The organism is Diaphorobacter nitroreducens (assembly GCF_002214645.1).
Taxonomy (GTDB): Bacteria; Pseudomonadota; Gammaproteobacteria; order Burkholderiales; family Burkholderiaceae_C; genus Diaphorobacter; species Diaphorobacter nitroreducens.
Window position 1 is genome coordinate 670,683 of sequence record NZ_CP016278.1, and the last position, 12,712, is coordinate 683,394.

Below are 12,712 nucleotides of genomic sequence, written 5' to 3' on the forward strand. Positions count from 1 at the left end.
GTGCAGCAACTCACCTGCCTGCATTGCACCTTGCTTCGAGCCCCTCAAGGGCCGATGCGGCCCTTGGGTTAGTGGACGCATCGGCTTTTTCCAGGCGCCGCCATAGATAATTGTTATCAAGAGACTGACCACACACATGGCCAAAGAAGAACTGATTGAAATGCAGGGTAGCGTGACCGAAGTCCTGCCGGATTCGCGCTTTCGCGTGACGCTGGATAACGGCCACCAACTCATCGCCTATACCGGCGGCAAGATGCGCAAGCACCATATCCGCATCCTGGCAGGCGACAAGGTGTCGCTGGAAATGTCGCCCTACGACCTGACCAAGGGCCGTATCACTTTCCGCCACCTTGCAGGGCGCGGCCCTGGGCCGGGCACCGGCTCGTCATCTGGCAATCGCTGAGTGTGACAAATACCGCCGATTTTTGGCGGTGAACAGAATCTGGCAGGTTAGAATGCCAGCTGTCGGAGCGTAGCGCAGCCTGGTAGCGCATCTGCTTTGGGAGCAGAGGGTCGCGAGTTCGAATCCCGCCGCTCCGACCAATTGAATCAAGGGGTTAGGTCTATTGACCTAACCCCTTTTGTCTTTGATTTTGCGGGCTGTCATGTTCGCTGGCCAACGGTGACAGACAATTCCCGCTGGGCTCCCCCGGCACCGTCTTACATCAGTGCAGTTCCTGTCTTCCTAGGATGAATTTTTCATCGCAGGAGTAGAAGCATGTCTGAAGAAGCAGTGTTTGGTACGGCGCCTCTTCCCGAAAGGCTGGCGGCAGACCAGAAACAACGCGCACGCGACCGTGGACATTTCAACAACTACGGTATGCGGGACGACTCCACGGACGAGCCTATCGTGGATGGTGAAAATGCGGCGGACGGCGGCCAGGCGCGACGCTTTGGAGCGGGTGGCGATGAGTCCACCTATGTAAACCGGCACGGCCGATTCCAGGAAGCAGGGCAGCCCAGCGCCGGGGAGCCTGCTATGAATTTGGTGAACGAGCCAACGTCTGCAAAGAAACCTTAATGCGGCGGCGTCGCCGTGATACGCACCCCATAATTTAGCGCTCCCTCTGGTTGCTGGGTTGTCCTGATCGGGCGAGTACTGGAGAGGGGGATCATTGAAGGCTGGCTTGAAGCGCCACCCTTTTTCCTGGACTTGTGGGACGCGTTTTGCTGACGATCGCTCAAAAAACTGCCGAGAGACGCCATGACCGACTGGACGCATTGCGCGGGTTCGCCATGGTATGGATGACGGCCTTCCATTTCTGCTTCGACCTCAGCCATTTTGGCTACTGGCCCCAGGACTTCCGGGCAGATCCCTTGTGGACTGTGCAGCGAACCCTCATCGTCAGTCTGTTCCTGGGATGTGCGGGGCTGGGACAAGCGGTGGCTTGGCAACGTCAGGTTGGGTGGGCGCGTTTCGCCCGGCGCTGGAGCCAGATCACGGCCTGTGCATTGCTGGTAACGGTTGGGTCTTTTCTGATGTTCCCGCGCAGTTTCATTTACTTTGGTGTGCTGCACGGCATGGCAGTGATGCTCGTCATCACGCGGCTGACGGCAGGGTGGGGCAGGTGGCTGTGGTTGGCCGGGCTGCTGGCACTGGTGTCGCCTTGGGTCGCAGGCTGGGCGCTGCAGGGGCCTCTTTCAGAATGGGCGCCGCTATTCAATGGGCGGGGCCTCAACTGGTTGGGCTGGATTTCGCGAAAGCCCTTTACCGAGGACTATGTGCCGCTCTTTCCGTGGCTGGGCGTCATGTGGTGGGGGATGGCGGCCGGGCAGTGGCTCGTTGTGCGTTCGGACGGCTGGCTGTCCCGCCCGTTGCCGCGTGTGGTAGCGCCCCTGGCTGGTTTGGGACGCTATAGCCTCAGCTATTACATGCTGCACCAGCCGGTTCTGATCGGAGGACTGTTGCTGGCTGGCTGGCTGGTGGGACGGGCATAAAAAACGCGGCCCGAAGGCCGCGTTGCCGTGCGCGAGGCGCCTGTAGTGGTTACTCCACCTTGGCCTTGGCGCGCAGGTCTTCCTGGAACTTCGCCAGTTTCTGCTGCTGCAGTTGCTGGGCGATCTGGGGCTTGACCTCTTCCAGCTTCGGCAGCTGGGCTTCGCGCACATCGTCCAGGCGGATGACGTGCCAGCCGAACTGGCTCTTCACGGGGGTCTGGGTCATCTTGCCTTTCTCCAGCTTCACCAGCGCTTCCGTGAACTCAGCCACGTAGCTGCTCGGGCTGGCCCAGTCCAGGTCGCCACCGCGGGCGCCGGATCCGGGGTCCTTGGATTGCTTCTTCGCGATGTCCTCGAACTTGCCACCCTTCTTGATGGAAGCAATGATGGCCTTGGCCTCGTCTTCCTTTTCGACCAGGATGTGGCTGGCCTTGTATTCCTTGCCAGCGTTGGCGGCCACGAACTTGTCGTACTCGGCCTGGATCTCGGCATCGGTCACGGCATTGTTCTTCTGGAAATCGACGAACAGTTCACGGATCAGAATGGTCTGGCGCGCCAACTCCATCTGGGCCTTGTAATCGGCAGAGCCTTCCAGGCCGCGCTTTTGCGCTTCCTGCATGAAGATCTCGCGGGCGATTACTTCTTCCTTGATCTGGTTTTCCAGTTCGGGCGTGACCGGGCGGCCCGAACGCTCCACCTGCTGCTTCAGGACTTCGGCACGTTCCTTGGGAACCGCCTTGCCATTGACGATGGCGAGATTTTGCGCGGCAACGGGCAATGCCATCGTGCCCAGCACGGCTGCGGCCACGAGGCCGGACAAGAGCTTTTTCTTCATTGGGAATCCACTGATTGGGAAATAGGCTGCAGACGACTGGCTGCAACGCCCTTGGATCGGGGTTGTTTCAGAGAGTTTCAATGGCAATGGCGTGGGCGCCTTGGTCAATGAAAATCTGCAGCGCATCATACACAAGGCGATGCTGTGCAACCTTGCGCTTGCCTGTAAATAACGGTGACGCGATGCGCACGCGGAAATGGGTGCCAAACCCGGTTCCATTGGCGCCGGCATGGCCTTCGTGCTGCCAGCTTTCGTCCACCACTTCCAGATGGGTGGGCGATAGTGTGGCGCGCAGGCGTTCGGCCATGGCCTCTGCCGTGATAGCGATGGAGGGCGTGGTGTTCATGGTTGCAGGTCCTTGGGCGCGGCATCGCCCTCATCCTTGACGTGGCGGCTCAGGTACAGCGCCTGTGCGATGACGAAGGCGAACATCAGGCCGATGCCACCGAACAGTTTGAAGTTCACCCAGGTGTCGGTGTCGAAGTTGTAGGCCACCCACAGATTGAGTACACCCATGGTGGCGAAAAAGCCCGTCCAGCCCCAGTTCAGGTTGCGCCACACGGGCGCGGGCAGATCGATCTGCGTGCCCATGAGTGACTGGATGAAGTTTTTGCGGAACACCCACTGGCCGACGAGCAAGGTGCCGCCCATGAGCCAGTAGAGCACGGTGGGCTTCCATTTGATGAAGGTTTCGCTGTGTGCCAGCAGCGTGGCGCCGCCGAACAGCACGATGACGCCCAGGCTCAGCCATTGCAGGGGTTCGACCTTGCCGTGCTTGAGGCGGATGTAGCCGATCTGCACGACGGTGGCGGCAATCGCCACGGCCGTGGCCACGTAGATGCCCCAGACCTTGAATGCGGCGAAGAACAGGATGATGGGAAAGAAATCGATGAGCAGTTTCATGGCGCCGGGGGTTCAAAATCGAGCGAGGCGGAGTTCATGCAATAGCGCAGGCCCGAAGGAGCCGGGCCGTCGGGGAAGACATGGCCCAGGTGGGCCCCGCATTGTGCACACACGGTCTCGGTGCGCACCATGCCGTGGCTGCGGTCCTCGATCTCCCGAATGGCACCAGGCACGGCAAGCGAGAAGCTGGGCCAGCCGCAGCCCGCGTCGAACTTGGTGTCGGAGTCGAACAGCTTGGCGCCGCAGCAGACGCAGTGGTAGCTGCCGTCGGCCCAGTGGCCTTCGTACTTGCCGCTGAAGGGCCGCTCGGTGGCCGCGTGACGCGTGACCTGGTAAGCCGCGGGCTCGGCGCCCTTGGCTTGCAGCAGCGCCTGCCATTCGTCTTCGGTTTTCTGGATGGGGTAGGTCATGAGGAACAGCTGATGGAGATGGAGGACGCCCAGTCGGGCGGAAAGCCGGCGTAGGCCTCGTGCCCCGGGTGGTCGTCGAAGGGGCGCGCCAGCAACCTTTGCAATATTTGGAGTTCGGAGAAGTCCCCGAGTTTCGCGGCGCGAATCGCCTGTTCGCCCAGGTGGTTGCGCAGCACGAAGCGTGGATTGGTTTTATGCATCAAATCGGCTGCTATCGCCCATCCATCAAGCGTTAATAGCTCCTTATATTGTAGCAACCAGGCGTCCAGAGCTGCACGGTCCAGGAACAGATCGCGCACGGGTTCGAAATCCTCCGTGGCTACTGCACCGGACAGCCGGCGCCAGAAGATGGGGTAGTCCACGCGGTCGGCGGCCAGCAGGCGCAACAGGCCATCGACCAAAGCGGCGTCGCCTTCGCGCGCCTGCTGCAGGCCGAGCTTGGCGCGTATGCGCGCCAGGAACTGCCGGCCAAAGCTGCCTTCGTACGACTGCAGCGCGGCGCGCGCCGTATCCACCTCGCCGATCAGCGGCAGCAGCGCCTGGGCCAGACACAACAGGTTCCAGTACGCCACGCTGGGCTGGCGGTCGAAGGCGTAGCGGCCGCGCACATCGCTGTGATTGCAGATGTGTCCGGGGTCGAAAGCATCCAGGAACTGGAAAGGCCCGTAGTCCATCGTGAGGCCCAGGATGCTCATGTTGTCGGTGTTCATGACGCCATGGCAAAAACCCAGGGCCTGCCATTGCGCCAGCAGTGCAGCGGTGCGCTCGCTCACGGCATGCAGCAGTGCGGCGTAGGCGTTGCCTTCCCATTCCTGCGAGCGGCGGCAGTCGGGGTAGTAGCGGTCGATCACGTAGTCGGCCAGGGCGCGCAGCTCGGCTTCCTGGCCGCGCGCCGCGAAGTGCTCGAAGTGGCCGAAACGGATGAAGCTGGGAGCCACGCGCGTGACCACGGCGGCGGTTTCCACCTCCTCGCGCTGCACGGGCGCGGGCGAACCGGTCACGCACAGCGCGCGCGTGGTCGGTATGCCCAGCGCATGCATGGCTTCGCTGCACAGGAATTCGCGGATCGACGATCGCAGCACGGCGCGGCCGTCGCCCATGCGCGAATAGGGCGTGCGCCCGCTACCCTTGAGCTGCACCTCTTGGCCTGTGGCGGTTTCGCCCAGCAGGATGGCACGGCCATCGCCCAACTGGCCGGCCCACACGCCGAACTGGTGGCCGCTGTACACGCTGGCCAGCGGCTGGCTGCCGGGCAGCAGGGTGTTGCCTGTGAAGGCCTGCAGTGCGTCGTCGCGCTGCTGCCAGGCTTCGGGCAGGCCCAGCAAGGCGCCTACCTCGGCGCTGGTGCCCACCCAGTGAGGCTGGGGCAGGGGAGTGGGGCGCAGCGGCGTGAAGAAGGCCGAGCCCAGCGCGGCGAAGCCCGGCTGCCAGGCGGGCACCAGTGGCGCGACCGGGGTAGCGTCAGGGGTGGGGGCAAACGTCATGCGGGGATTGTCCCCCGGGCCCCTATGCCCCGCCCTGGGCCAAGGCCTTGTGCGCGGGGGCCGGCGCGAACGTGGGATTTCTCCGGATGGCTCCGTGGCTGGAAAGCCCCATGTTCCCCGCTACGATGGCGCAGTCTTCGTACACCCACAATTCATTACCAAAGGAGCATCCATGCTGGGCCTGATGCAGAGCCAACCTCTCTTGATTTCCTCGTTGATCTCGTTCGCCGAGCGTCACCATGGCGACGGGGAAATCGTCTCGCGCCGCGTGGAGGGGGACATCCATCGCTACACCTATCGCGACCTGGCCCGGCGTTCGCGCCAACTGGCCAATGCCCTGGATGCGCTGGGCCTGCAGTTCAGCGACCGCGTGGCCTCGCTCGCCTGGAATGGCTACCGCCACATGGAGATGTACTTCGGCGTGAGCGGCTCGGGCCGCGTGCTACACACCATCAACCCGCGCCTGCACCCCGACCAGATCGCCTGGATCGTGAACCATGCCGAGGACCAGGTGCTGTGCTTCGACATGACCTTCCTGCCGCTGGTGCAGGCCGTGCATGCCAAGTGCCCCACGGTCAAGAAGTGGGTGGTGCTGTGCGACAGCGACAAGCTGCCCGCGGACTCGGGCATCCCCGGCCTCACCAGCTATGAAGACTGGATCGGCGGCGCGTTGGCCGAATACCAGTGGCCCACGTTCGACGAGAACTCCGCGTCCAGCATGTGCTACACCAGCGGCACCACGGGCAACCCCAAGGCGGCGCTGTACAGCCACCGCTCCACCACGCTGCATGCCTATGCCGCTGCGCTGCCCGATGTGATGAACCTCTCCGCGCGCGACGCGGTGCTGCCCGTGGTGCCGATGTTCCACGTCAACGCCTGGGGTATCCCGTACTCGGCGGCCCTCACGGGCTGCAAGGTGGTCTTCCCCGGCCCCGCGCTGGACGGCAAGTCGGTCCATGACCTCATCGAGGCCGAGGGCGTGACCTTCGCCGCGGGCGTGCCCACCGTGTGGCAGATGCTGCTCAACCATGTGAAGTCCGCGGGCCTGAAGTTCAGCACCCTGCGCCGCACAGTCATCGGCGGGTCGGCCTGCCCGCCCGCCATGATCACGGCCTTCCAGGACGAGTACGGCGTGTCCGTGCTGCACGCCTGGGGCATGACCGAGATGAGCCCGCTGGGCACGCTGTGCACGCTCAAGAACAAGCACCTGCAGATGGGCAAGGACGAGCAGATGCACATCCTGCAAAAGCAGGGCCGTGCCATCTATGGCGTGGACATGAAGATCGTCGGCGCCGATGGCCAGGAGCAGCCCTGGGACGGCAAGAGCTATGGCGACCTGCTGGTACGCGGCCCCTGGATCCTGGACAGCTACTACAAGGGCGAGAGCCCGCTCGTCAAGGACGAGCAGGGCCGGGGCTGGTTCCCCACGGGCGACGTGGCCACCATCGACCCGGATGGCTTCATGCAGATCACCGACCGCAGCAAGGATGTGATCAAGTCCGGTGGCGAATGGATCAGCTCCATCGACATCGAGAACATCGCCATGGCGCACCCCGCCGTGGCGATGGCGGCCTGTGTCGGCATGCCGCACCCCAAGTGGGATGAACGCCCGATCGTCGTGGTGGCCCTGCGTCCGGGCGCCCAGGTCACGCGCGAGGAACTGCTCAAGTTCTACGAGGGCAAGACCGCCAAGTGGCAGATCCCCGATGACGTGGTGTTCGTCGATGCGATCCCGCTGGGCGCCACCGGCAAGATGCTCAAGACCCGCCTGCGCGAGCAACTGGCGGGCTACCAGTTGCCCGGCCTGTGAGCGCGCCCGTGCCGGTGCGCAAGGGACTGTTCCTGCGCGCCGGTCACATGGGTGATAGCTGCTAGGGGCAATCCCTGAACGGCGCCTCGTTGCATCCCTTGTACGCTGCGGCGTATTCATTCTCACAAGGAGACGAGGCATGAAGTTCGCTATCAAAATGGTAGCTGCTAGCGCAATCTTTGCATGTGCTGGTGGCGCATTCGCCCAAAAAGGGGAAACCGTCAAGATCGCCTGGCTCGATCCGCTGTCGGGCCTCATGGCCGCGGTGGGCACCAACCAGCTCAAGAGCTTCCAGTTCATCTCCGAGGAGTTCAACAAGAAGAACGCGTCGGGCGTGAAGTTCGAGATCATCGGCATCGACAACAAGCTCAGCCCGCAGGAGACCACCAGCGCACTGCGCTCCGCCATGGACCAGGGCGCGCGCTACGTGGTGCAGGGCAATGGTTCGGGCCCGGCGCTGGCCATCATCGACGCACTGGAAAAGCACAATGCGCGCAACCCGGGCAAGGAAGTCGTCTACCTGAACTACGCGGCGGTGGACCCTGACCTCACCAACAGCAAGTGCAGCTACTGGCACTTCCGCCTGGATGCCGACACCTCCATGAAGATGGAGGCCATGACCACCTTCATCAAGGACCATCCTGAGGTCCAGAAGGTGTACCTGATCAACCAGAACTATTCGCACGGACATCAGGTCTCCAAGTACGCCAAGGAGAACCTCAAGCGCAAGCGTCCCGACGTGCAGATCGTGGGCGACGACCTGCACCCGCTGGCGCAGGTGCGCGACTTCGCGCCCTACATCGCCAAGATCAAGCAGTCGGGTGCGGACACGGTGATCACGGGCAACTGGGGCTCCGACCTCGCGCTGCTCATCAAGGCCGCCAACGATGCAGGCCTGAACAACGTGAACTTCTACACCTATTACGGCGGCGTGACAGGCAGCCCCACGGCCATGGGCGCAGGCGCCGCGGGCCGGGTGTACATGGTGTCGTACAACCACTTGAACCTGCCGGGCGAGATCGGTCGCATCGTGGGCGACTACAAGAAGAAGTTCAACGACGACATGTACACCGGCGCCGTGTACCACGCCTTCTCCATGCTGGATTCCGCCTTCGTGAAGGCCAAGTCCACCGACCCCGTGAAGGTGGCTGCTGCGATGGAAGGCATGAAGTTCAACAGCTTCAACGGCGAAGTGGAGATGCGCAAGTCCGACCACCAGTTGCAGCAGGGCCTGTTCGTGACCCGCTGGGAAAAGGCGGGCGACAAGTATCCCCGCGATGCCGAGAACACCGGCTACACCTTCGTGCCGGTGAAGTACTACGAGCCCTATGTGGCCAGCACGCCTACGTCGTGCCAGATGAAGCGGCCTTCCTGATGTAGTTCCTGGTGGGACGACCTTTGGGGCCCGAGTCTCCTCGGGCCTTTTTTTCACCTGCTGCGCGGTCTTGCGATGAATCTTGAGTTTTTCGTGATCTCCCTGCTCAACGGCGTCAGCTACGGTCTGCTGCTGTTCATGCTGAGTTCGGGACTGACGCTGATCTTCAGCATGATGGGCGTGCTCAACTTCGCGCACACCAGTTTCTACATGCTGGGCGCGTACTTTGCGTACACCTTGTCGGGTGCCATCGGCTTCTGGCCCGCGCTGGTGGTGGCACCGCTGCTGGTGGGGGCGCTGGGCGCGGTCTTCGAGCGCTATGCGCTGCGCCGCGTGCACAAGTTCGGCCATGTGCCCGAGCTGCTGGTCACCTTTGGCCTGTCGTACCTGATCCTGGAGGTGGTGCAGCTGGTGTGGGGGCGCTCCACCGTGCCCTATGGTCTGCCTGCGCAACTGCAGGGGCCGCTCTTCACCCTGTACGGCACGCAGTTTCCCAAGTCGCGCTCCTTCGTCATGCTGGTGGCGGTGCTGATGCTGCTGTCGGTCTGGCTGCTGCTCACGCGCACCCGCATCGGGTTGGTGATCCAGGCGGCGCTCAAGCATCCGCACATGGTGGAGGCCCTGGGCCACAACGTGCCGCGCGTGTTCATGCTGGTGTTTGGCGGCGGCTGCGCGCTGGCGGGGCTGGCCGGCGTGATCGGCGGCAATACCTACGTGACCGAGCCGGCCATGGCGGCCTCGGTGGGCTCCATCATCTTCGTGGTGGTGGTGGTCGGGGGCATGGGGTCGCTGGCGGGGGCGTTCCTGGCGTCACTCATCATTGGACTGGTGCAGACCTTTGCGGTGGCGCTGGACTATTCGCTGGTGCATGCCTTCGCCCGCCTGGGCGTGCAGGTCACCGAACAGACCTTTGGCTATCCGCTATTCAAGCTCACCATCTCGCAGGTGGCGCCGATCCTGCCGTACCTGTTCCTCGTTCTGATCCTGATCTTCCGGCCCAAGGGCCTGCTGGGCACGCGGGAGGATTGAAAGGCCATGCACACCACTTCCTCTGCACCTTCGACCGCGGCCGCCGGGGGCGCCGTGCGGTACTACCGCTTCAAGCCCTTGAATGTGGGGCGCATCGTCATCTGGAGCCTGTTTGCCCTGGCGCTCGTCGTGGCGCCCCAGCTGTTCACCAGCAGCCTGGCGCTGACGATGCTGTCGCAGATCGGCTACGCGATCATCATCTGCCTGTCGTACAACATCCTCCTGGGGCAGGGCGGCATGCTGAGCTTCGGCCACGCCGTGTACACCGGCCTGGGCTCGTTCCTGGCGGTGCACGCCATCAACATGGCCAGCGACGGGCGACTGCCCATCCCGCTGGTGCTGATGCCTCTGGTGGGAGGGCTGGCTGGCATGTTCTTCGCCGTGCTGCTGGGCTATGTCACCACCAAGAAGTCCGGCACCACCTTCGCGATGATCACACTGGGCATCGGCGAACTCGTGGCCTCCATGGCGCTGATGTTTCCTGAGTTCTTCGGGGGCGAAGGCGGCATCACCACGGACCGCGTGTACGGCCAGCCGGTACTGGGCATCACGTTCGGTCCAGCAATTCAGGTGTACTACCTGATCGCCGCGTACTGTTTCGTGTGCACGGCCGCCATGTTCGCCTTCACGGGCACGCCGCTGGGGCGCATCCTCAACGCCGTGCGCGACAACCCTGAGCGCGTGGAGTTCATCGGCTACAACACGCAGCGCGTGCGCTACTTCGCCTTCATCATCGCCGGGTTCTTTGCGGGCATCGGTGGGGCGCTGGCGGCCATCAACTTCGAGATCGTCACGGCCGCCGACAGCGTGAGCGTGGTGCGCTCGGGCAGCTACCTGCTGTTCACCTTCCTGGGCGGGGCCACGTTCTTCTTCGGCCCCATCATCGGCGCTGTGCTGCTGGTGCTGGCGTCGGTGCTGCTGTCCGAGCTGTCCAAGGCCTGGCTGCTGTACCTGGGCCTGGTGTTCCTGTTCATGGTCATGTATGCGCCCGGCGGCATTGCCAGCCTGATCATGATGAATCTGCGCCTGGCCAAGTACGGCAAGCTGCGCGGCATCATCAGCGCCTACCTGGCACTGGGCGGGACGGCACTGGTGGCGGTGCTGGGGGCCGCAGCGATGATCGAGATGACTTATCACCTGCAGCTGAACGAGGCGCTGGGGCCGCAGCTGGAGTTTCTGGGTGCGACGCTGAACGCCAAGAGCGTGGCGAGCTGGTTCGGCGCCGGCTTCGTGTTGGTGACCGGCGTGGGGCTGTTCGAACTCTGTCGCAGGCAGTTCATGCGGCAATGGGGTGCGATCCAGGAAGAGATCGAGCACGAGATCAAGCGTGGGGAGGCAGGCTGATGGCGGACCAGGCAACCTATGCGCTGGAGCTGCGCGACCTGCGCAAGAGCTTCGGCAAGACCGAGATCATCCGCGGCGCCAACCTGGCGGTACGGCCCGGCGAACGCGTGGCCGTCATCGGACCCAACGGCGCGGGCAAGTCCACGCTGTTCAACCTCGTCAGCGGGCGGTTCGCGCCCACCAGCGGAGAAGTGCTGCTGCACGGCGCGCGCATCGACGGCAAGCAGCCGTTCGAGATCAACCGCATGGGGCTGTCGCGCAGCTTCCAGATCACCAACATCTTTCCCAAGCTCAGCGTGTTCGAGAACCTGCGCTGCGGCGTGCTGTGGAGCCTGGGGTACCGCTACGCGTTCTGGCGCTTCCTGTCCAGGTTGCAGGATGCCAACGACCGGGCCACGCAGCTCATGGAGATGATCAAGCTGGACAAGAAGCGCGACACCCTGGCCATGAACCTGACCTATGCCGAGCAGCGCGCTCTGGAGATCGGCATCACCATCGCCGGCGGCGCCAGCGTGATCCTGCTGGATGAGCCCACTGCGGGCATGAGCAAGAGCGAGACCACGCGCTTCATCCACCTCATCAAGGAGGTCACGCAGGGCCGCACCCTGCTGACCGTGGAGCACGACATGGGCGTGGTCTTCGGCTTGGCCGACAAGATCGCCGTGGTGGTGTATGGCGAGGTGATCGCCTTCGACACGCCCGAGAACGTGCGCGCCAACCCGCGCGTGCAGGAAGCCTACCTGGGCTCCGTCATTGCCGCGCAGCAGGCCGGGGGACACTGAGACATGCTGAAAGTCGAGAACCTGCACGCCTACTACGGCAAGAGCCATGTGCTGCACGGCGTGGGATTTGACGTGCACCCGGGTGAGATCGTCGCGCTGCTGGGCCGCAACGGCTCCGGTCGCTCCACCGCGGCCAAGGCCGTGATGGGCCTGGTGGACTGGCAGGGCACGCTGCAGTGGAAGGGCCAGGACCTCAATGGCAGGAAGGCCTACGAGATCGCACATCTGGGCATCGGCTACGTGCCCGAAAGCCGCGACGTGTTTCCCAACCTCACCGTGCACCAGAACCTGCTGCTGGGCCAGAAGGGCAGTGGCAGGGATAGCCGCTGGAGCTTTGACGACATGTACGAGATGTTCCCGCGCCTGAAAGAGCGCCGCAACATCGAGGCGGGCGTCATGTCCGGCGGCGAGCAGCAGATGCTGACCCTGTGCCGCACGCTCATGGGCGACCCGGACCTCATCATCATCGACGAGCCCACCGAGGGGCTGGCGCCCAAAATCGTCGAACTGGTGGGCGAGTACCTCACGCGGCTCAAGCAGCGGGGCATCTCCGTGCTGCTCATCGAGCAAAAACTCACCATCGCTATGACCATCTCCGACCGCGCGCTGGTCATGGGGCACGGCAGCATCGTCTTTCAGGGCACGCCCGACGAGCTGCGTGCCAACAGCTATGTACGCAAGGAGTGGCTGGAGGTTTGAGGGCCTCATTGGCCTCTAGCCCTTTGTGGATGAGTGCTGTTAGCTATCAAAAGGATAGTTAGACGTTGGTGTGCGCGGCGTGCTTGTCCCGGCTGAGACAAAA

The 12,712-nt window shown here is 63.4% G+C and carries 14 protein-coding genes and 1 tRNA gene; 10 read left to right on the top strand and 5 right to left on the bottom strand.

Annotation, left to right across the window (positions count from 1 at the left end; genetic code table 11):
* Nucleotides 1–136: 136 nt before the first annotated feature.
* The 4 genes from infA (at nt 137) to BA022_RS03130 (ending at nt 1,938) form a co-directional block, all read left to right on the top strand.
* Nucleotides 137–403, top strand: coding sequence for a translation initiation factor IF-1 (gene infA / locus BA022_RS03115; RefSeq protein WP_011804941.1), 267 nt, complete (start codon nt 137–139; stop codon nt 401–403).
* A 63-nt stretch (nt 404–466) separates the two neighbouring features.
* A tRNA-Pro gene (locus tag BA022_RS03120) sits at nt 467–543 on the top strand.
* A gap of 175 nt (nt 544–718) precedes the next feature.
* Nucleotides 719–1,021, top strand: a complete 303-nt coding sequence (locus BA022_RS03125) for a hypothetical protein (RefSeq protein ID WP_088886530.1) — start codon at nt 719–721, stop codon at nt 1,019–1,021.
* A gap of 146 nt (nt 1,022–1,167) precedes the next feature.
* Nucleotides 1,168–1,938 carry a heparan-alpha-glucosaminide N-acetyltransferase gene (locus BA022_RS03130; RefSeq protein ID WP_088886531.1) on the top strand — a complete coding sequence of 257 codons (771 nt, stop codon included), beginning with the start codon at nt 1,168–1,170 and terminating at the stop codon, nt 1,936–1,938.
* 49 nt (nt 1,939–1,987) lie between these two features.
* On the opposite strand, the gene BA022_RS03135 is transcribed toward BA022_RS03130, so the two are convergent.
* From BA022_RS03135 to BA022_RS03155, 5 genes are all read right to left on the bottom strand, one after another.
* Complete coding sequence (locus tag BA022_RS03135; protein WP_015913520.1) at nt 1,988–2,773, bottom strand: foldase protein PrsA; 786 nt, start codon at nt 2,771–2,773, stop codon at nt 1,988–1,990.
* 67 nt (nt 2,774–2,840) lie between these two features.
* A complete protein-coding gene (locus BA022_RS03140; protein ID WP_088886532.1) occupies nt 2,841–3,119 on the bottom strand; it encodes a BolA family protein in 279 nt (92 codons plus the stop codon).
* The gene (locus BA022_RS03145; protein WP_088886533.1) at nt 3,116–3,676 is read right to left on the bottom strand and encodes a septation protein A; all 561 of its coding nucleotides are present in this window, start codon (nt 3,674–3,676) and stop codon (nt 3,116–3,118) included. Before BA022_RS03145 ends, BA022_RS03140 begins: the two co-directional genes overlap by 4 nt.
* Complete coding sequence (gene msrB / locus BA022_RS03150) at nt 3,673–4,086, bottom strand: peptide-methionine (R)-S-oxide reductase MsrB (protein WP_011804947.1); 414 nt, start codon at nt 4,084–4,086, stop codon at nt 3,673–3,675. Before msrB ends, BA022_RS03145 begins: the two co-directional genes overlap by 4 nt.
* The gene (locus BA022_RS03155) at nt 4,083–5,570 is read right to left on the bottom strand and encodes a protein adenylyltransferase SelO (RefSeq protein ID WP_088886534.1); all 1,488 of its coding nucleotides are present in this window, start codon (nt 5,568–5,570) and stop codon (nt 4,083–4,085) included. Before BA022_RS03155 ends, msrB begins: the two co-directional genes overlap by 4 nt.
* A gap of 172 nt (nt 5,571–5,742) precedes the next feature.
* Between BA022_RS03155 and BA022_RS03160 the strand changes: the two genes are divergently transcribed.
* The 6 genes from BA022_RS03160 to BA022_RS03185 all read left to right on the top strand — a co-directional run bounded on the left by BA022_RS03160 (nt 5,743) and on the right by BA022_RS03185 (nt 12,609).
* A complete protein-coding gene (locus BA022_RS03160; protein WP_088886535.1) occupies nt 5,743–7,380 on the top strand; it encodes a 3-(methylthio)propionyl-CoA ligase in 1,638 nt (545 codons plus the stop codon).
* Nucleotides 7,381–7,519: 139 nt separating this feature from the next.
* A complete protein-coding gene (locus tag BA022_RS03165) occupies nt 7,520–8,755 on the top strand; it encodes a branched-chain amino acid ABC transporter substrate-binding protein (RefSeq protein ID WP_088886536.1) in 1,236 nt (411 codons plus the stop codon).
* 75 nt (nt 8,756–8,830) lie between these two features.
* Complete coding sequence (locus tag BA022_RS03170) at nt 8,831–9,784, top strand: branched-chain amino acid ABC transporter permease (protein ID WP_011804951.1); 954 nt, start codon at nt 8,831–8,833, stop codon at nt 9,782–9,784.
* 6 nt (nt 9,785–9,790) lie between these two features.
* Nucleotides 9,791–11,128, top strand: a complete 1,338-nt coding sequence (locus BA022_RS03175) for a branched-chain amino acid ABC transporter permease (RefSeq protein ID WP_047351385.1) — start codon at nt 9,791–9,793, stop codon at nt 11,126–11,128.
* Nucleotides 11,128–11,910, top strand: coding sequence for an ABC transporter ATP-binding protein (locus tag BA022_RS03180; protein ID WP_011804953.1), 783 nt, complete (start codon nt 11,128–11,130; stop codon nt 11,908–11,910). Before BA022_RS03175 ends, BA022_RS03180 begins: the two co-directional genes overlap by 1 nt.
* A gap of 3 nt (nt 11,911–11,913) precedes the next feature.
* Nucleotides 11,914–12,609, top strand: coding sequence for an ABC transporter ATP-binding protein (locus BA022_RS03185; RefSeq protein WP_088886537.1), 696 nt, complete (start codon nt 11,914–11,916; stop codon nt 12,607–12,609).
* The last annotated feature ends 103 nt before the right edge of the window (nt 12,610–12,712 follow it).